Origin of the sequence: Streptomyces sp. NBC_01351 (assembly GCF_036237315.1) — a bacterium.
Classification (GTDB): Bacteria; Actinomycetota; Actinomycetes; order Streptomycetales; family Streptomycetaceae; genus Streptomyces.
The window spans coordinates 6,446,613-6,465,889 of sequence record NZ_CP108356.1; the positions used below are offsets into that span (position 1 = coordinate 6,446,613).

General features: G+C 71.2%; 16 protein-coding genes. 9 read left to right on the forward strand and 7 right to left on the reverse strand.

The window, feature by feature from the left end:
* Positions 1-9: 9 nt before the first annotated feature.
* Together OG625_RS29740 and OG625_RS29745 are read left to right on the forward strand one after the other, a co-directional pair.
* The gene (locus OG625_RS29740; RefSeq protein WP_329387139.1) at positions 10-1,311 is read left to right on the forward strand and encodes an amidohydrolase family protein; all 1,302 of its coding nucleotides are present in this window, start codon (positions 10-12) and stop codon (positions 1,309-1,311) included.
* Positions 1,308-2,531, forward strand: coding sequence for an amidohydrolase family protein (locus tag OG625_RS29745; protein WP_329387143.1), 1,224 nt, complete (start codon positions 1,308-1,310; stop codon positions 2,529-2,531). The genes OG625_RS29740 and OG625_RS29745 overlap by 4 nt, the downstream gene beginning before the upstream one ends.
* Positions 2,532-2,554: 23 nt before the next feature.
* Here the strand turns inward: OG625_RS29745 and OG625_RS29750 are convergent, their stop codons facing one another.
* On the reverse strand, positions 2,555-5,650 hold the full coding sequence (locus tag OG625_RS29750; protein ID WP_329387145.1) for an NACHT domain-containing protein: 3,096 nt from the start codon (positions 5,648-5,650) through the stop codon (positions 2,555-2,557).
* 114 nt (positions 5,651-5,764) lie between these two features.
* Here OG625_RS29750 and OG625_RS29755 point away from each other — a divergent pair, with 114 nt between their 5' ends.
* The 3 genes from OG625_RS29755 to OG625_RS29765 are packed head-to-tail and all read left to right on the forward strand — an operon-like array spanning position 5,765 to position 8,613.
* Positions 5,765-6,826, forward strand: coding sequence for a sterol desaturase family protein (locus OG625_RS29755; protein ID WP_329387147.1), 1,062 nt, complete (start codon positions 5,765-5,767; stop codon positions 6,824-6,826).
* A complete protein-coding gene (locus tag OG625_RS29760) occupies positions 6,823-7,542 on the forward strand; it encodes a lysoplasmalogenase (RefSeq protein WP_443067801.1) in 720 nt (239 codons plus the stop codon). The genes OG625_RS29755 and OG625_RS29760 overlap by 4 nt, the downstream gene beginning before the upstream one ends.
* A gap of 27 nt (positions 7,543-7,569) precedes the next feature.
* Positions 7,570-8,613 (forward strand): zinc-dependent alcohol dehydrogenase family protein, encoded by a 1,044-nt coding sequence (locus tag OG625_RS29765; RefSeq protein WP_329387149.1) that lies wholly within the window; start codon positions 7,570-7,572, stop codon positions 8,611-8,613.
* A gap of 69 nt (positions 8,614-8,682) precedes the next feature.
* On the opposite strand, the gene OG625_RS29770 is transcribed toward OG625_RS29765, so the two are convergent.
* Positions 8,683-10,227, reverse strand: coding sequence for a S8 family serine peptidase (locus tag OG625_RS29770; protein ID WP_329387151.1), 1,545 nt, complete (start codon positions 10,225-10,227; stop codon positions 8,683-8,685).
* 257 nt (positions 10,228-10,484) lie between these two features.
* Here OG625_RS29770 and OG625_RS29775 point away from each other — a divergent pair, with 257 nt between their 5' ends.
* From OG625_RS29775 to moaA, 3 genes are all read left to right on the forward strand, one after another.
* Complete coding sequence (locus tag OG625_RS29775; protein WP_329387153.1) at positions 10,485-10,850, forward strand: DUF485 domain-containing protein; 366 nt, start codon at positions 10,485-10,487, stop codon at positions 10,848-10,850.
* Positions 10,847-12,475 carry a solute symporter family protein gene (locus OG625_RS29780; RefSeq protein ID WP_329387155.1) on the forward strand — a complete coding sequence of 543 codons (1,629 nt, stop codon included), beginning with the start codon at positions 10,847-10,849 and terminating at the stop codon, positions 12,473-12,475. Before OG625_RS29775 ends, OG625_RS29780 begins: the two co-directional genes overlap by 4 nt.
* A gap of 177 nt (positions 12,476-12,652) precedes the next feature.
* Positions 12,653-13,642 (forward strand): GTP 3',8-cyclase MoaA, encoded by a 990-nt coding sequence (moaA, locus tag OG625_RS29785; protein WP_329387157.1) that lies wholly within the window; start codon positions 12,653-12,655, stop codon positions 13,640-13,642.
* 36 nt (positions 13,643-13,678) lie between these two features.
* On the opposite strand, the gene OG625_RS29790 is transcribed toward moaA, so the two are convergent.
* Both OG625_RS29790 and OG625_RS29795 read right to left on the reverse strand, forming a co-directional pair.
* Positions 13,679-13,927: a hypothetical protein gene (locus OG625_RS29790; RefSeq protein WP_329387159.1), complete on the reverse strand. Its 249-nt coding sequence runs from the start codon at positions 13,925-13,927 to the stop codon at positions 13,679-13,681.
* Positions 13,928-14,063: 136 nt separating this feature from the next.
* Positions 14,064-14,342, reverse strand: coding sequence for a DUF3099 domain-containing protein (locus tag OG625_RS29795; RefSeq protein WP_329391087.1), 279 nt, complete (start codon positions 14,340-14,342; stop codon positions 14,064-14,066).
* 252 nt (positions 14,343-14,594) lie between these two features.
* On the opposite strand from OG625_RS29795, the gene OG625_RS29800 reads away from it, so the two are divergent.
* A complete protein-coding gene (locus OG625_RS29800) occupies positions 14,595-14,873 on the forward strand; it encodes a GlsB/YeaQ/YmgE family stress response membrane protein (protein WP_329387161.1) in 279 nt (92 codons plus the stop codon).
* A 134-nt stretch (positions 14,874-15,007) separates the two neighbouring features.
* On the opposite strand, the gene tyrS is transcribed toward OG625_RS29800, so the two are convergent.
* From tyrS to OG625_RS29815, 3 genes are all read right to left on the reverse strand, one after another.
* Positions 15,008-16,276, reverse strand: a complete 1,269-nt coding sequence (gene tyrS, locus OG625_RS29805; RefSeq protein WP_329387163.1) for a tyrosine--tRNA ligase — start codon at positions 16,274-16,276, stop codon at positions 15,008-15,010.
* Between the two features lie 66 nt (positions 16,277-16,342).
* Complete coding sequence (locus tag OG625_RS29810) at positions 16,343-17,734, reverse strand: metallopeptidase TldD-related protein (RefSeq protein WP_329387166.1); 1,392 nt, start codon at positions 17,732-17,734, stop codon at positions 16,343-16,345.
* On the reverse strand, positions 17,731-19,254 hold the full coding sequence (locus OG625_RS29815; protein ID WP_329387168.1) for a TldD/PmbA family protein: 1,524 nt from the start codon (positions 19,252-19,254) through the stop codon (positions 17,731-17,733). The genes OG625_RS29810 and OG625_RS29815 overlap by 4 nt, the downstream gene beginning before the upstream one ends.
* Positions 19,255-19,277: the final 23 nt, after the last annotated feature.

Consider the following 19,277-nt stretch of genomic DNA (forward strand, 5'->3'; position numbering starts at 1 on the left):
GCGTCAGCAGTGAGCGACAAGCACGAAGACCAGTACGAAGACCCGTACCTGATCATCTCCTCCGACTGCCACGCGGGCCTGCCGACCGAGCAGTACCGCCCCTACCTGGACAGCGCGTTCCACCCCCAGTTCGACGAGTTCCTCGGCGAGCGCGACGCCCGCCGAGCGGAGGCCACCCGACTGGGCGTCCGCAACGAGGCCTTCGCCGAGAAGTGGTTCCACGACCACGAGGAGGGCCTCAAGGGAGGCTGGGACACGGCGCAGCGGCTGAAGGAACTCGACGGCGACGGCGTCGCCGGCGAGGTCGTCTTCCCCGACGCGGACGCCGTCGACAGCCAGACCGCGGCCCCCTTCGGAGTGGGCCTCGGCCTCTCCGGGGACCAGGACCCCGAACTCGGCATGGCGGGCGCACAGGCGCACAACCGCTGGCTGGCGGAGTTCGTCTCGCAGAACCCCGAGCGCCACTGCGGGGTCGCCCTCCTCCCCATCACCGGCGAGCCGTCGAAGGTCGTCGCCGAGATATACCGCGCCAAGGAATCCGGGCTGGGCGCGCTGATGATCCCGGCGATGTGGGTGGACAAGGCGCCCTACCACGACCGCCGTTACGACCCCGTGTGGGCGGCGGCGGCCGAGACGCAGATGCCGATCGTCACCCACTCCGGCTCCTCGCCGCGCCACGAGTACGGCGACCACCTCGGCATCTTCGTCTCCGAGGTCACCTGGTGGCCGGCCCGCCCGCTCTGGTTCCTGCTCTGGTCCGGGGTCTTCGAGCGGCACCCGGGGCTCAAGTTCGGCGTGGCGGAATCGGGCTGCTGGTGGCTCCCGAACCAGCTGTGGTTCATGGACCGCCTCTACCTCGGCGCGCACGGCGGCAAGAAGCTCTCCCCCTTCGAGGAGCTGAAGCGCCCGCCGAGCGAGTACCTGGACCGCCAGGTCTTCATCTGCGCGACCAACACCAAGCGGCGCGAACTCGCCCAGCGCTACGAGATCGGCGTGGACAACATCCTGTGGGGTTCGGACTTCCCGCACCCCGAGGGCACCTGGCCGGACACCCGGAACTGGCTGAAGAAGACCTTCCACGACATCCCGGTCGCCGAGACCCGCCGGATGCTGGGCCTGGCGGCCGCCGAGGTCTTCGGCTTCGACACCGGCAAACTGGCCCCGATCGCCCGCCGGATCGGCCCCACCCCGGCCGACCTGGGCCAGTCGCCCGACCAGGCGGCGGTGGAGGCCTCCTGGGCCCGCTCCCGCGAGGTGGGTCGGCACTGGCTGACGGACAACGACTTCCCGGTACTGGGGGTGGACCAGTGACGTCCGACGACCGCTACACGGTCATCTCGGCCGACTGCCACGCGGGCGCCGACCTGCTGGACTACAAGCCCTACCTGGAGAAGCGGTACCACGAGGACTTCGACGCCTGGGCCGCCACGTACGTCAATCCGTACGAGGACCTCCTTGCGGACAAGGCGGACCGCAACTGGGACTCGGCGGTCCGCCTCGCCGAACTGGAAGCCGACGGCATCGTCGCGGAAGTCCTCTTCCCGAACACCATCCCGCCGTTCTTCCCGAAGTCCTCCCTGATGGCCCAGCCCCCGACGCCCGCGGAGTTCGCGATGCGCTGGGCGGGCCTCCAGGCCCACAACCGCTGGATGGCGGACTTCTGCGCGCAGGCGCCGGGCCGCCGCGCGGGCGTGGTCCAGATCCTCCTCAACGACGTGGACGCGGCGGTCGCGGAGATCCGCCGCACCAGGAACGAGGGCCTCACCGGCGGCATCCTGCTGCCCGGCGTCCCGCCCGGCTCGGCCGTCCCCGAGCTCCACTCGGAGGCGTACGACCCGATCTGGGCGGTCTGCGACGAGCTGGACGTCCCGGTCAACCACCACGGCGGCTCGGCCTCCCCGCCGCTGGGCGACGAACCGGCCGCCCGGGCCGTCTTCATGGTCGAAACCACCTGGTTCTCGCACCGCGCCCTGTGGCACCTCATCTTCGGCGGCGCCTTCCGCCGGCACCCCGGCCTCAAGCTGGTCCTCACGGAACAGGGCTCCGGCTGGATCCCGGGCGTGATGGAGATGCTGGACTACTACCACGGCCGCCTGGTCGCGGCCTCCGGCACGGCCGAGTCCAAGTTCGGGGCGGGCCTGGCGGACGCGATGGGCAAGGGCCCGAGCGAGGTATGGCGGGACAACTGCTTCGTGGGAGCGAGCTTCATGCGCCCCCACGAGGTCCCGCTGCGGGAGCGGATCGGCCTCGACAAGATCATGTGGGGCAGCGACTACCCCCACGACGAGGGCACCACCCCCTTCTCCCGCGAAGGCCTCCGCATCGCCTACGCGGGCCTCCCGCGCGAGGAGGTCGCCGCGATGGTCGGCGGCAACGCGGCCCGCGTCTACGGCTTCGACCTCGCCCTGCTGGACGCGGTCGCCGCCAAACACGGCCCGCTGGTCTCGGAGGTGGCCGAGCCGCTGACGGAAGTCCCGGCGGGGGCGACCAGCCCGGCCTTCGCGCGAGGGGGGTCGGTGCGGGTCTGGTGACGACCCGGAGCCGCCGGGGCGGCTCAGGAACGGAACCTGAGCTGCTCCGGCGGGATCCGATCCGCCCCGGTGACGGTGGTGCCCTCCCAGAGCTCGATGGTCAGACCGGGCAGGTCCGCCAGCGGCGAGAGGTCGACCGGAGGGCCTTCCCAGACGCTCAGGCTGAGCAGGGACAGATCGGGGAGCGAGGCCAGCGGCTCCAGCCCGCCCGCGAACCGGCAGTTGAACGCGTACAGACTGCGCAGCCGTTCGAAGCGCTGGAGGGCGGCCGGCTCCAGGGCCGGGTGATTCGCCAGGTGGAGGGTGGTCAGGGGCGGCACTTGCGGCAGCCGGAGCAACTGGTCGACGGTGTGCCGCCCGGACAGCGCGAGCTCGTCCAGCACGGGCCAGCGGTCGAGGCTGTCGACGGCCAGGCCCGTTCTGCCGTTCAGATGGAGGGCGCTGAGCCCCGGCGGGGCGGGGATCTCGCTCACCCGGTCGGGCAGCAGACGCGTATCGAGGGTCAGGCGGCGCAAGGTGGTCAGCTCTTCGAGCGGCGCCAGGGACAGGCTTTCGCGCAACATGGACAGCGTGAGTTCTTCCAGGGCCGGCTTTCGGAGCGGGCCGAGGTCCGTCAGCCGGGGGCAGTAGATGAGGGCCAGGCGCCTCAGGGCGGGCAGCGCGGCCAGCGGTGAGAGATCGCTGACGTTGTTCGACCGGATCGTCAGCCCCTCCAGCTGCTCCATACCGGTGATCTCCTCCGGAATGCCGTAGTCGCCCTGCAGGTGGACGCCCCTGATCCGCCGCAGCCCGGGGAGGGCCCGGATGCGCTCGCCCGTGCCGACGGGCAGTTCGACGTCCCCGAGCGTGGCGTCGGCCAGCACCTGTTCCGCGTACTCGACCAGCGGGAACCGGCCCCAGGCGTCGGCGAGTTCGCGGCACACGTCGGGACCGGTCTGCCGGCGGAACTTCGCCACGAGGGACAGCGCCCGGGGCCCGCCGATCAGGGCGGCGGTCAGTACGGTCGCGGCGGCCTCCGGATCGTCCAGCTCCTCCGGCGGGGGCAGCAGGTCGAGCACCAGCTCACCGGCCTTCGCCAACTCCTGTGCCTGCGCCGGGCTGCGCGGGGGGACCAGCCCGCTCGTCCGTGACGTGACCTCATCACGCACCTCCGGTGCCAGCTCCGTGGCGTGTTCCAGACAGGTCGCCGCGAGCAGGACCAGGCGGCCGTGCTGCTGCGGTGAGTCGTCCGCCCGGCGGAGCAGTCCGCGGAGCAGCTCCGCCCGTTCGTCGGGCCGGGAGTGCCCGACCGCCATGCGGACGACGTCCTCCCAGCCGTCGTCGTGGGCGTTCGAGATCAGCATCCCGAAGTCCCGGAACTCGACCGCGGCCTTGGCGCCCAGATAGTCCTGGAAGGTGCGGTGTACGAACACCACCGCGCCCGGCGCGGGTTCGAGCAGCAGCCCGCTGCGGATCAGCAGGTGCATGAAGACCTGCCCGGCGTCGGCTTGGGCCCGGACCTGTGGCATGGCGTCGAGCCAGGTGTCGATCATCCGCACGGCCTCGTCGCGGCCGGCCTCCACGTGACCGTTGCGGATCAGCCAGTACGCCAGCCGCTGGAGCAGGGCCGTCTGTTCGTCCCGGGACAGGTACACCCCCTCCACCCCGCTGATCTCCCGCTCGCTGTCCCGGCGGACCAGCAGCATGTCCAGGGCCGCGTCGTACAGCTCCTTCCGGGCCCTCGGCAGCTGCATCCGCCGGTCCCGGTTCAGGGCGCACAGCAGGGCGCACATCAGCGGGTTGGTGGCCAGCCGCCCCAGGTCCCGGCGGGCGTTCACCGCCTGGACCAGCGAGGAGGCGTACGTGTCCAGCTGCTCCCGCTCCTCCTCGTCGCACTCCTCCCGCGCCGAGGCGTGCCAGTGCGCGATGAACGCCCGTATGTCGTCCCGCTCCATCGGCAGCAGGGCGTGCGGCACGAACGCCTGGCCCGCGAGCCAGTCCTCCGGAACCGCCGAGGGGCGGGTGGTGACCACGTACCGGGCGTTCGGGAAGGCCGCGATCAGCGAACGCAGCCACTCCTCCGTCCGCTTGCGCAGCCTCCGCGGCACCTCGTCGACCCCGTCGACCAGGACCAGAGCGCGCCCGTTGGCGAGGAGCTCCTCGGTCCAGCCGTCCGGGGCGCGCAGCGGCACGCCGGAGGCCCGCAGCCAGTCCTGCGGCGCCGGCAGGCCGCCCGCGGAGTGGAAGGAGCGCAGTCGCAGGACGAACGGGACGCACAGGTTGAGCTCCGCCAGGTCCTGGCCGAAGCTGCGGCGGGCCGCGTTCAGGGCGAGCCACTGGACCACGGTGCTCTTGCCGGAGCCCGCGGGCCCGCGCAGCAGCACCCGGCGGGCCGGGCCGAGCGCCTGCTCCGCCCGGACCGGCCCGGTGTGGCCCGCCTCCGTGCTGGCCGGCCGCTCGCCGGTGACCGCCAGGCTGATGTAGGCCAGGTCCAGCGGCCACTCCTGGCGGTCGCTCCGGCCGAGGGTGAGGCCGAACAGCTGGAGCCGGTCGTGCGCGGCCGTGACGTAGCGGGCGTACTGCTCCTCGAAGGCGTGCGCCGCACTGTTCTCGCGCGCCTTCATCCGCTCCAACGCGCGGGTCAGCTCGGCCGTGCGGCGTACCAGTTCCACATCGGCCCGCGCCCCGAAGCTCGGCAGGGTCGTCGTGTACTCCACCGCGTGCTCGCAGCACAGGGCGACCAGATTGCGGTAGACGGCCTCCGCGGGCTCGCTCAAGGCTGCTCCGCGGGGCGGCTCAAGCATCGTCGCGAGCCTCCGCGGATCGAGGTCCGCCGCGAAGACCGCATCGGCGTCGAGGCTCCCCAGTGAGGCGAAGGCGTCGCTCACCGCGTCGACCACCGACAGCAGCTCGTGCTCCGGCAGCAGTTCCGCGGCCTGGCCCAGCCGTGCGGCGAGCACGCGGGCCAGCCGCCCCACCTCCCGCTCGCCCAGTTCCACCGGCGGCCTGCGCCAGCGCGGCGCCGGAACGGCCGGATCCGCCACCAGCCCCGCCCCCGGCGCCCGCGCCAGGAGCGACTTCACCACCGCCCCCGCAGCCGTCCCCGCCACCCGTAAGAGAACCGTCTCGAAGCCCGTCATCCCCCGCCCTCCCTTTGGCCCGGACATCATCTCTCGAACCCTCGGTAACCCCGTTGGATACCGATCGGTAACAACCTCTAGCGGCACCCCCGGAGCCGCCTCTATGGTGCGGACATGCCGAACCTGCCCGATGTCGTGCTGTGGTCCATACCCGCCTTCGTGCTGCTCACCGTCGTCGAGCTGGTGAGCTACCGCATCCATCCCGACGAGGACGCCGCCGGGTACGAGACGAAGGACGCCGTCACCAGCATCGGCATGGGACTCGGCAGCATCGGCTTCGACCTGCTCTGGAAGATCCCCGTCGTCGCGATCTACACCGCGGTGTACGAGCTGACCCCGCTGCGCGTGCCGTTCCTGTGGTGGACCTTCCCGCTCATGCTGCTCGCGCAGGACTTCTGCTACTACTGGCAGCACCGCGGACACCACGTCATCCGCATCCTCTGGGCCTGCCACGTCGTCCACCACAGCAGCCGCAAGTTCAACCTCACCACCGCCCTGCGCCAGCCGTGGACCAGCGGCACCTCCTGGCCGTTCTACCTGCCGATGATCGCCCTCGGCGTGCACCCGGCCGCGATCGCGTTCTGCTACTCCATCAACCTCGTCTACCAGTTCTGGATCCACACCGAACGGATTGACCGGCTGCCCCGGCCCGTCGAGTACGTCTTCAACACCCCCTCCCACCACCGCGTCCACCACGCCTCCCAGGGCGGCTACCTGGACCGCAACTTCGGCGGGATCCTGATCGTCTGGGACCGGATGTTCGGCTCCTGGGTGGGCGAGACCGACAAGCCCGTCTTCGGCCTCACGAAGAACATCAGCACCTACAACCCGCTGCGCGTCGCCACCCACGAGTACGCCGCCATCGCCCGCGACGTCCGGGCCGCCGACAGCTGGCGCGAGCGCGCCGGACGGGTCTTCCGCGGCCCCGGCTGGCAGCCCGCCGCGGCCGCCGCCGAGGCGGACGGAGGCGCCGTGCCCGTGCCGCCGGCCGCGTCCGCTCAGACCGCCTCGGCCGGCGCCGCGACCGCCTCGGCCGGCGCCGCGACCGCCTCGGCCGGCGCCGCGACCGCCTCGGCCGGCGCCGCGACCGCCTCGGCCGGCGCCGCGACCGCCCCGGTCGGCGGCGCGACCGCCGCCGCCGCGTCCGCCCCCGCCGGGCCGGAGCACGCCGCGTGAGCGCCGCCGGGTCCACGGATCGTCCCGCCCCTTCCTGGGCCACCGCCCAGGGTCCGGCCGCCGGCCGGGACCGCCTGGGCCGCGCCGCCCTCGTGGGGTTCGCCGCGGCCACCGCCGTCGACCTCGGCTCGCTGCTCGCCGACTGGCACCTCGGCCACGTCATCGCCAAGCCGCTCCTGATGCCGCTGCTCGTCGCGTACGTGGTCACCCGCGGCGCACCCCGGCTGCTGGTCGCCGCCCTGCTGTTCGGCTGGGGCGGCGACCTCGCTCTGCTCTTCGACGCCGAGCCCGCCTTCCTCGTGGGCATGGGCTCCTTCGCCGTCGGGCACGTCTGCTACCTCGTGCTCTTCGGCAAGCGCGCCGCGAACCCGCTGCTCGGGGGCGCGTACGCGCTAGCGCTCGTCGGGACCGTCGCGATGCTCTGGGCGGACCTCCCGGCCGACCTGCGCGTCCCGGTCGCCGGCTACAGCCTGCTGCTCACCGCCATGGCCTACCGCTCCAGTGCGCTGGGCCCGCGGGCCGGGATCGGCGGGGCGCTGTTCCTGCTCTCCGACACGCTCATCGCCACCGGCGTGGCCGAATGGCCCCAGTTGCCCCGGCCGGACTTCTGGATCATGGCCACGTACATCGCGGCGCAGTACCTGCTGGCCACCGGAGCCCCCTCCCGCGAAGAGGCGTACGGTGGGGGAGCCCCACAAGGGCACAGCCCGGACTGAACCCCCTAGCCGGAGGACTGCATCACCATGCGCGCCACCGTCATCCACGCCCCGCACGACATCCGCGTGGAGGAGGTGCCAGACGCCGCGATCCAGCGTCCCGAGGACGCCGTCGTCCGCGTCCTGCGCGCCTGCATCTGCGGCAGCGACCTGTGGGCCTACCGCGGCGAGGCCGCGCGGCAGCCCGGACAGCGCATCGGACACGAGTTCCTCGGCGTCGTCGAGGAGACCGGCCCGGCCGTCTCCGGCCTGCGCGCCGGTGACCTCGTCGTCGCCCCCTTCATGTGGTCCGACGGCACCTGCGACTACTGCGCCGAGGGTCTGTACACCTCCTGCGTGCACGGCGGCTTCTGGGGCTCGGTCGGCCACGACGGCGGCCAGGGCGAGGCCGTCCGCGTCCCGCACGCCGACGGCACTCTGGTGAAGCTGCCCGCCGACGCGGTCTCCGACGACCACCTGCTGACCGGGTTGCTCGCGCTCTCCGACGTCATGGGCACCGGCCACCACGCGGCGCTGGGCGCCGGCGTGCGCAAGGGCTCCACGGTCGCCGTCGTCGGTGACGGCGCGGTGGGCCTGTGCGGCATTCTCGCGGCCAAGCGCCTCGGCGCCGACCGGATCATCGCACTGGGCCGCCACGCGGCCCGTACGGACATCGCGAAGCTCTTCGGGGCCACCGACGTCGTCGCCGAGCGCGGCGAAGCGGCCGAGGCGGCCGTCCGCGAACTCACCGGCGGCCAGGGCGCGCACTCCGTCATCGAGGCCGTCGGCACCGAGCAGTCCATGCGCACCGCCGTGAACATCACCCGCGACGGCGGGGCCATCGGTTACGTCGGCGTCCCGCACGGCAGTGGCACCGGCCTCGACCTCGGCGTGATGTTCGACCGCAACATCACCCTGCGGGGCGGCGTGGCCCCCGTCCGCGCGTACATCCCCGAGCTGCTGGAGGACGTGCTCAGCGGCGCGATCGACCCCTCGCCCGTCTTCGACCGGGCGGTGTCCCTGGACGAGGTCCCGGCCGGCTACCGGGCGATGGACGACCGCAGTGCGCTCAAGGTGCTGATCCAGCCCTGACGGCACGGGTACGGACGAAGAAGGGCCGGGCGGGATGTTCCCCGCCCGGCCCTTCCGCGTATCAGCCGGTTACTTGACGGCCTTCAGCGCGTCGACCACGCCGTAGCCGTAGTAGCCCGTCTGGCCCCACTTGCTCTCGCAGGTGGTCGCGTTGATCAGCGTGCCCGTGGCGTCGTATATCTGCGCCGGGCACTGCGCCTTCGTGGCCTGGCCCTTGAGCATGGCCTGGATCTGCGAGGGCGTGGCGGACGGGTGGGCGCTCTTGATGAGCGCCGCGACGCCGGCGACGTGCGGGGCGGCCATCGAGGTGCCCTGCTTGTAGCCGTAGCCGCCGCCCAGGACGGTGGACAGCACGCGGCCGTTGGCGTCCGGGGTGGCCGGGACCTGCCACTTGTCGCCGCCGGGGGCGGCGACGTCCACGACACCGAGGCCGTAGCTGGAGTAGTACGACCGCAGGCCCTTGTCACCGGTCGCCGACACCGTGACCACGCCCGGGAGCTGCGTGGGCAGGTCGAGGCAGACGCTCGGGTCGATGGTGCGCGGCACCGGGGTGGTGTCGTTCGGGCTGGTGTCGTCGAGGATCGAGTCGCCGGCCAGGTCGTGGTTGGAGTTGCCGGCCGAGGCGACGTGCAGCGTGCCCTTGCGCTCGGCGTACTTGGTGGCCCGACCGATGGCCTCCACCAGCGCCTTCTGGTCGTCGTCCGACTTGCAGTTGTAGAGCCAGGGGTCGACGTAGTAGCTGTTGTTGGTCACCTCGATCCCCTTCTCGGCGGCGAACATGAAGCCGCAGACGACCGCCTCGGTGAAGAAGAGGCTGGTGCCGGGCTCGCTCACCTTGATGCCCGCGACCTTGACGCCGGGCGCGACACCGCTGATGCCGATGCCGTTGCGCGGGGCCGCGATGGTGCCGGCCACGTGCGTGCCGTGGTCGCTGCCGTCCGTGTACGGACGCCAGGCACCCTCGCTGGTGTCCGCGACGCCGCCGACACAGTTGGCCGACTGCTCCTTGGAGAAGTTCGGCGCGATGTCGGGGTGAGTGTCGTCGACACCCGTGTCGATGACGCCCACAGTGACGTCCTGGCTGCCATCGTTGATCTTGTGAGCCTGATCGGCCTTGATCGTCCGCAGGTCCCACTGGTTGGACTCCAGCGGCTCCTGACCCTCCTGGGCCGCCGCTGCCGCCTTGGCGGCGTCCGCCGCGCTCAGCTGCTGCGTGGCACCCTCGTCGGTGGTCCGCGCCGACTGGAGGGGGGCCGTACGGGTGGCGCCGACCGAGACGAACAGGCCGCGGTTGGCGCGCAGCGTCTTGGCGAACTCCGGGTTCTGCGAGTGCGCGACGATGACGCCGATCTGCTCATAGGCCGTCACGACCGTTCCACCGGCCCGCTCGATGGCCTTCTTCGCCGCCTTGACCGTGGCATACGAGTTCAGGTTCGCCACGTACGACAGCTTGGGGCCGGTCGTCTCGGCCTTGGAAGCCGCAGCCGCGTCCGCCGTGTTGCCCAGCGGCGCGGCGGAGGCCGCGACCGAGGGCAGGAAGGCGAGCGAGGCGGTGAGCGCCAGGCCGACCGGTACGGCGAGAGCTCGCCGGCGGCCGGATCCCAGATGAGCCATGGGTTCTCCACATCATCTTTGAAAAAGCCGTCCGTACGCGGTCGCGACGGACGGGTTCATGACAGGCGAACCTAGCGAATTCGTTCCCCTCTGCGCCATCAGTTCGAGAAATCAGTTCCCGAAGAATCAGTGGGTGTTGAACCGCCGCGACACGCCGTCCGTGCCGTTGACAGGGGGGATCAGCACCACCGTCCCCCCACACGGAGGTTGTTTTGTCCGTCTTCCCCACCGCACCCGCGTCACAAGGAGAGTCCCCCGTGACCACCGAAGCAGCGCCGCCCCCGGGCAGCGCGGGAACGCCACTGGCGGGCCCCACGGCAGATGATTTCGCGAGCGTCCAGCAGAGCGCCGAGTTCGCCGAACTGCGCAGCTCCTACCGCTCCTTCGCCTTCCCGCTCACCGTGGCCTTCATCGCCTGGTACCTGCTCTACGTGCTGCTGTCGAGCTACGCGGGCGGGTTCATGGGGACCAAGCTGTTCGGCAACGTCAACGTCGCCCTCGTGCTCGGCCTCGCCCAGTTCGCGACGACCTTCCTCATCGCCTGGCTGTACTCGCGGCACGCTGCCGCCAAGCTCGACCCGAAGGCCTCGGCCATCAAGGCGCGGATGGAGGCCGGGGAATGAGCGGTGCGCTCCACGCGACCACGCTCGCGGCAGGTGCCGGTGAGCACCGTCCGCTGATCATCACCCTGTTCGGGCTGTTCGTCGTCGCCACCCTGATCATCACGATCTGGGCCGGCCGCCAGACCAAGGACGCCGCCGACTTCTACGCGGGCGGCCGCCAGTTCACCGGCTTCCAGAACGGTCTCGCCATCTCCGGCGACTACATGTCCGCCGCGTCCTTCCTCGGCATCGCCGGAGCCATCGCCCTCTTCGGCTACGACGGCTTCCTCTACTCCATCGGCTTCCTCGTGGCCTGGCTGGTCGCCCTGCTGCTGGTCGCCGAGCCGCTGCGCAACTCCGGCCGCTACACGATGGGCGACGTCCTCGCGTACCGGATGCGCCAGCGGCCCGTCCGGACCGCCGCCGGCACCTCCACCATCGTGGTCTCGATCTTCTACCTGCTCGCGCAGATGGCCGGCGCCGGCGTGCTCGTCTCGCTGCTCCTGGGCATCACCAGCGACGGCGGCAAGGTGGCCGTCGTCGCGCTGGTCGGCGTGCTGATGATCGTCTACGTGACCATCGGCGGTATGAAGGGCACCACCTGGGTCCAGATGATCAAGGCCGTCCTGCTGATCGCGGGCGCCCTGCTGATCACCTTCCTGGTGCTGCTGAAGTTCAACTTCAACATCTCCGCCCTGCTGGGGCAGGCCGCCGAGAACAGCGGCCAGGGCGTCAAGTTCCTCGAACCGGGGATGAAGTACGGGAAGGACTCGCTCACCAAGATCGACTTCATCTCGCTCGGCCTCGCCCTGGTCCTGGGCACCGCGGGCCTGCCGCACATCCTGATCCGGTTCTACACCGTGCCCACCGCCAAGGCCGCCCGCAAGTCCGTGAACTGGGCCATCGGTATCATCGGCGCCTTCTACCTGATGACCATCGCCCTCGGCTTCGGCGCGGCGGCCCTGCTCAAGCGCGACGACATCCTGGCCTCGAACAAGGCGGGCAACACGGCGGCGCCCCTGCTCGCCCAGGAGATCGGCGGCGGCGCAGGCTCCACCGGCGGCGCGATCCTGCTCGCCGTGATCTCCGCGGTCGCCTTCGCCACCATCCTCGCCGTGGTCGCGGGCCTCACCCTCGCCTCCTCCTCGTCCTTCGCCCACGACCTGTACGTGAACGTGATCCGCAAGGGCAACGCCACCGAGAAGGAGGAGGTGCGCGCCGCCCGCTGGTCCACCGTCGTGATCGGCGCCGTCGCCATCGGCCTCGGGGCGCTGGCCCGCGACCTGAACGTGGCCGGGCTGGTCGCGCTCGCCTTCGCGGTCGCCGCCTCCGCCAACCTGCCGACCATCCTCTACAGCCTCTTCTGGAAGCGCTTCAGCACCCAGGGCGCGCTCTGGTCGATCTACGGCGGCCTGATCTCGGCGGTCGGCCTGGTGCTCTTCTCCCCGGTCGTCTCCGGCAAGCCCACCTCGATGTTCAAGGACGCCGACTTCTACTGGTTCCCGCTGGAGAACCCCGGCATCATCTCCATCCCGCTCGGCTTCCTGCTGGGCTGGCTCGGAACCGTCCTGTCCAAGGAGAAGGCGGACCCCCAGAAGTTCGCCGAGCTGGAGGTGCGCTCCCTCACCGGAACAGGGGCTCACTGACATCGTCCGAACACCGAGCGTGGCCGCGTCGTACTTCCCTACGACGCGGCCACGTGACGTTCCGTTCATTCGGGCGCGACTACCGGACACACGCGTCACGTAGTCTCGAAATAGAACGCGTGAAGTGGATCCAATCTCGCGCGTACACCTACTTCCGGACAGGGGAGGGGGCCCACAGTGCTTCTCGACACCTACGGCCGCGTGGCCACTGACCTGCGCGTCTCGCTCACCGACCGGTGCAATCTGCGGTGCACCTACTGCATGCCCGAGGAGGGCCTGCAGTGGCTCGGCAAGTCCGATCTGCTCAGTGACGACGAGATCGTCCGGCTGATCCGCATCGCGGTCACCCAGCTCGGCATCACCGAGGTCCGCTTCACCGGCGGCGAGCCGCTGCTCCGTCCCGGCCTGGTCGGGATCGTCGAGCAGTGCGCCGCCCTGGAACCCCGCCCCAAGATGTCCCTCACCACCAACGGCATCGGCCTCAAGCGCACCGCGATGGCCCTGAAGGCGGCGGGCCTGGACCGGGTGAACGTGTCCCTGGACACCCTGCGGCCCGAGGTCTTCAAGACCCTCACCCGCCGCGACCGGCACAAGGACGTCATCGACGGCATGGCCGCGGCCCGCGAGGCCGGCCTCACCCCCGTCAAGGTCAACGCCGTGCTGATGCCCGGACTGAACGACGACGAGGCCCCCGACCTGCTGGCCTGGGCCGTGGAGAACGAGTACGAGCTCCGCTTCATCGAGCAGATGCCGCTCGACGCCCAGCACGGCTGGAAGCGCGACGGCATGATCACCGCCGGGGACATCCTGCAGTCCCTGCGCACCCGCTTCACGCTCACCGAGGAAGGCTCGGAGGAGCGCGGCTCCGCCCCGGCCGAGCGCTGGGTCGTCGACGGAGGCTCGGCCACCGTGGGCGTCATCGCCTCGGTCACCCGCCCGTTCTGCGGAGCCTGCGACCGCACCCGGCTCACGGCCGACGGCCAGATCCGTACGTGCCTGTTCGCCACCGAGGAGTCGGACCTGCGCGCCGCCCTGCGCTCGGGCGCCCCGGACGAGGAGATCGCCCGGCTGTGGAAGGTGGCGATGTGGGGCAAGAAGGCCGGGTCCGGCCTCGACGACCCGACCTTCCTGCAGCCCGACCGCCCGATGTCGGCGATCGGCGGCTGACCCGCGACGCACGGACGGGCAGCCGCGGAGGAGCGCCTAGAGGCGCTCCGAGCCCTCCGGCTGCACCCATTCGTCGAGCTTCACGACGTCCTTGAGGAAACCGCGGACCCCCAGGAACTGGGAGAGGTGTTCGCGGTGCTCCTCGCACGCCAGCCACGTCTTGCGCCGCTCCGGCGCGTGCAGTTTCGGGTTGTTCCACGCCAGGACCCAGACGGCCGCGTCGCGGCAGCCCTTGGCGGAGCAGGTGGGGGTTTCGGCAGTGCCCGGGGAGTCAGAGGAAGTCACTGCTCAACCCTAGAACGGAAAGGCGACGCCGAGCAGCCACGGGGGGAGCTGCCCGGCGTCGGTCCGTCGCTCCGACGGGGGATGCGGAGCGCGTAGGCAGTATGTCACGCAGGACCCGCTGCGGTGCAGCCGAACTTCATGATTGATCTGAGCTTTTACTGAGGTTTCCCGCGTCCAGTGCGGGCCGCACAGGGGCGGGGATGAAGTGCGAGGGCAGGGAGGGCGTCGACTCGCGCCCCGCGTTGGCTATGACCACCGCGACGTAGGGCAGCAGGGCGCCCGCCACGAGCGTCACGATCGCCACAGGACGCTGCACGTTCCACAAGAGCACGGTCGCGATGACCGACAGGGTCCTGATGACCATCGAGATCACGTACCGCCGCTGCCGGCCCCGGACGTCCTCCGCGAGTGCCATCCGGGCCCCCGTGATCCGGAAGACCTCCGCCCCGTTCCGCTTCTGCCGCTTCGTCCGTGCCACGCTCCACCACCCGATCGACCGCCGGACACTCCCCGGTCCGGACCGCCTCCCACCGTACGCCGCACCCTCGGCCGGGAGGAGGGCGGGTGCCCCGGGACTGCTCCGAACGGGGCTGCCCGAAATGCGAGCTACGCCGGACGGGTCGAGACTGGGCCCACGTGCGCACAACGCGCCAGGAGGAGGCTCGACATGTCTTGGTTGTGGGCGATCATCGTCGGTTTCGTGCTGGGCCTGATAGCCCGTGCCATCTTGCCGGGCAAGCAGCACCAACCCCTCTGGCTGACCACCATCTTCGGCATCATCGGGGCCGTCCTCGGCAACGCCGTGGCCACCTGGATCGGCGTCAACGAGACCCGGGGGATCGACTGGATCCGTCATCTGCTGCAACTCGCGGGAGCCGTCGCCGTGGTCGGCCTCGGCGACCTGGCCTACGGATCGATGCGAGGCAAGAAGAGCCAGACGACCTAGGCGTCGTCCGCCGAGTCCCGCACCGCACCGCACTGTCCCGTCCCGGAACGCGGCGGAGGGGCCGACCCGGACCACTGGTCCGGGTCGGCCCCTCCGCCGCGTTCGTGTGTGGCGCCACGGGGCGCCGGCCGGCGTCAGGCGCCGGTGACCTCGACCGCGGCCAGGTTCTTCTTTCCGCGGCGCAGCACCAGCCAGCGCCCGTGCAGCAGGTCCTCCTTGGCGGGGACCGCGTCCTCGGCGGTGACCTTCACGTTGTTCACGTAGGCCCCGCCCTCCTTCACGGTCCGGCGCCCGGCCGACTTGCTCGCGACCAGACCCGTCTCCGCGAGCAGGTCGACGACCAGCCCCGGCTCGGACACCTTGGCGTGCGGCAGCTCCGACAGGGCCGCGGCCAGCGTGGCCTCGTCCAGCTCCGTCAGGTCGCCCTGGCCGAACAGTGCCTTCGACGCGGCGATCACGGCGGCGCACTGACCGGCGCCGTGCACCAGCGTCGTCAGCTCCTCCGCGAGCGCCCGCTGCGCGGCGCGCGCCTGCGGCCGCTCGGCGGTCTGCGCCTCCAGCGCCTCCAGCTCCTCACGGCTCTGGAAGGACAGGATCCGCATGTAGGTGGAGATGTCCCGGTCGTCCACGTTCAGCCAGAACTGGTAGAACGCGTACGGCGTGGTCATCTCCGGGTCGAGCCAGACGGCCCCGCCCTCGGTCTTGCCGAACTTGGTGCCGTCCGCCTTGACCATCAGCGGGGTGGCCATCGCGTGGACGTGTGCCTCCGGCTCGACCCGGTGGATCAGGTCGAGGCCGGCGGTCAGGTTGCCCCACTGGTCCGAGCCGCCCTGCTGGAGGGTGCAGCCGTGGCGCCGGTACAGCTCCAGGAAGTCCATGCCCTGGAGCAGCTGGTAGCTGAACTCCGTGTAGCTGATGCCCTGGTCGGACTCCAGCCGCTTCGCGACCGAGTCCTTCGTCAGCATCTTGTTGACGCGGAAGTGCTTGCCGATGTCCCGCAGGAACTCGATGGCGGACATGCCCGCCGTCCAGTCCAGGTTGTTCACCATGACCGCGGCGTTCTCGCCCTCGAAGGACAGGAACGGCTCGATCTGCGAACGCAGCCGGTTCACCCACTCCGCGATGACCGTGGGGTCGTTCAGCGTGCGCTCCGCGGTCGGGCGCGGGTCACCGATCTGCCCGGTGGCCCCGCCGACCAGCGCCAGCGGCCGGTTGCCGGCCAGCTGGAGCCGGCGCATGGTGAGCACCTGGACCAGGTGCCCCACGTGCAGCGAGGCCGCGGTCGGGTCGTAGCCGCAATAGAAGGTGACAGGACCGTCCGCGAACGCCTTGCGCAGCGCTTCTTCATCGGTGGACTGGGAGAACAGCCCGCGCCACTTCAGTTCGTCGACGATGTCCGTCACGGTCTCTCGACTCCTTCGAAGGATGGATATTGCAACACTTAGTTGCAAGAGATCAGTCTAGGCCGGTCAGACGCCCTTGCTCACCGAACTCATGTTGAAGTCCGGGATGCGGACAGCCGGCATGGCGGCGCGGGTGAACCAGTCCCCCCACTCGCGCGGCAGGGTCTTCTCGGTCCGCCCGGCCTCCGTGGCCCGCGACAGCAGGTCCACCGGGGACTCGTTGAACCGGAAGTTGTTGACCTCGCCGACGACCTGCCCGTTCTCCACCAGGTAGACGCCGTCCCGGGTCAGCCCCGTGAGCAGCAGCGTGGCCGGGTCGACCTCGCGGATGTACCAGAGGCAGGTCAGCAGCAGACCCCGCTCGGTGGAGGCCACCATCTCCTCCAGCGACTTCTCCCCGCCCCCGTCCAGGATCAGGTTCCCGAACGCGGGGGCGAGCGGCAGGCTGGTCAGCCCGGCCGTGTGCCGGGTCGTGGTCAGCCGGGTCAGCTCGCCGCCCTTGATCCACTCGGTCGCCGGCACCGGCAGGCCGTTGTCGAACACCGAGGCGTCGTCCCGGGAGCTGTGCGCGATCACGAACGGTGCGGACTCCAGTCCCGGCGCGTTCGGGTCGCTGCGCAGGGTCAGCGGCAGCTTGGACAGCTTCTCGCCGATCCGGGTGCCACCCCCGGGCTTGGAGAAGACCGTACGGCCCTCCACCGCGTCCCGGGCCGTCGCCGACCACATCTGGTAGATCAGCAGGTCGGCCACGGCAGTCGGCGGCAACAGGGTCTCGTACCGCCCGGCCGGCAGGTCGATCTTCCGCTCCGCCCAGCCGAGTCGTACGGCGAGCTCCGCGTCCAGCGCGATCGGGTCCACGTCCTTGAAGTCCCGGGTGGCCCGGCCGGCCCACGCGGAGCGGGTGCGGTCCGGCGACTTCGCGTTGAGCTCCAGCGTGCCGTTGGGCTGGTCGTGGCGCAGCCGCAGACCCGTCGAGGTACCGACGTACGTGGAGACGTGCTCGTGGTGGGCGAAGCCGTACAGCTCCCGCCCGCCCGCACGGGCCCGGGCGAAGGCCTCGCCGAGGGCCGGGGCGAAGTCCACGAACACCGCGGAAGAGGTCTCGGCCGGGGCGTCGGTGAAGTCCGGCGAGGCCGGGGTCCCGGTCACGAGCGGCTGGGCGTCCTCGGCGGGCCCGGCCCCGCGGGCGGCGGCCTCCGCGGCCCGCACCAGCGGCTCCAGGTCCGCGGCGGTGACGGCGGAGCGCGAGACGACCCCCGAGGCCGTGCCCTCCTTGCCGTCGACCGTGGCGATGACCGTCAGGGTCCGGCCCCGGGTGACGCCGTTCGTGGTCAGTGCGTTGCCCGCCCAGCGCAGGTTGGCGCTCGACTCCTCGTCGGCGATGACGACACAACCGTCGGCGGTGGACAGCTCCAGCGCCCGCTCGACGATCTCGTGCGGCTTCGTACGCGGGCTCATCGGCCGGCCTCCTGCGTGGTGTTCAAGATGTTCACGTCGCGGAACAGCGCGGACGGGCAGCCGTGCGAGACCGCCGCGACCTGGCCCGGCTGGGCCTTGCCGCAGTTGAAGGCGCCGCCCAGGACATAGGTCTGCGGGCCGCCGAGCTTCTCCATCGAGCCCCAGAAATCGGTGGTCGTGGCCTGGTACGCGACATCGCGCAGCTGCCCGGCCAGCTTGCCGTTCTCGATGCGGAAGAACCGCTGCCCGGTGAACTGGAAGTTGTAGCGCTGCATGTCGATCGACCAGGAGCGGTCGCCGACCACGTAGATGCCGCGCTCCACCCCGCCGATCAGGTCCTCCGTCGACAGCCCGCCCGGATCCGGCTGGAGCGATACGTTCGCCATGCGCTGGACGGGCACGTGCCCGGGGGAGTCGGCGTAGGCGCAGCCGTTGGAGCGGCCCAGCCCGGTCAGCTTCGCGATCCGCCGGTCCAGTTGGTAGCCGACCAGGGTGCCGTCCTTGACCAGGTCCCAGCTCTGCGCCTCGACGCCCTCGTCGTCGAAGCCGACCGTGGCCAGCCCGTGCTCGGCGGTCCGGTCACCCGTCACGTTCATGATCGGGGAGCCGTACTTGAGCTTGCCGAGCTGGTCGAAGGTGGCGAAGGAGGTCCCCGCGTACGCGGCCTCGTAGCCCAGCGCCCGGTCGAGCTCGGTGGCGTGGCCGATGGACTCGTGGATGGTCAGCCACAGGTTGGACGGGTCCACGACCAGGTCGTAGCGCCCGGCCTCGACGCTCGGCGCCCGCATCTTCTCGGCGAGCAGGCCGGGGATCTGCTCCAGCTCGGCGTTCCAGTCCCAGCCGGTGCCCGTCAGGTACTCCCAGCCGCGCCCGGCGGGCGGGGCGATGGTGCGCATCGAGTCGAACTCGCCGGTCTTGCCGTCGACGGCGACCGCGGTGAGCTGCGGGTGGATCCGCACGCGCTGCTGCGTGGTCACCGTGCCCGCGGTATCGGCGTAGAACTTGTTCTCGTGCACGGCGAGCAGCGAGGCGTCCACGTGCGCGACCCCGTCGGCCGCCAGCAGCCGCGAGCTCCAGTCGGCGAGCAGCGCCGCCTTCTCCGCGTCCGGCACCTCGAAGGGGTTCACGTCGTAGGCGGAGATCCAGGTCCGCTCCGCATGCACGGGCTCCTCGGCGAGTTCCACCCGTTCGTCCGAACCGGCCGCCTTGATGACCTGCGCCGACAGCTTCGCCATGGCCACGGCCTGCGAGGCCACCTTGGCGGCGCCGTCCATGGTCAGGTCCACGCCGGAGGCGAATCCCCAGCTGCCCCCGTGCACGACCCGGACCGCGTAGCCGAGGTCGGTGGTGTCGGAACCGCCGGACGGTTTGGCGTCCCGCAGCCGCCAGGAGGCGCTGCGGATGCGCTCCAGCCGGAAGTCGGCGTGATCGGAGCCCAGCGCACGCGCCCGGGCGAGCGCCGCATCGGCGAGCGCCCGCAGGGGCAGTGCGGTGAAGGCCGCGTCGATGGAATGGGGCACGGAAGTCCTCCCGAAGTCGGGGC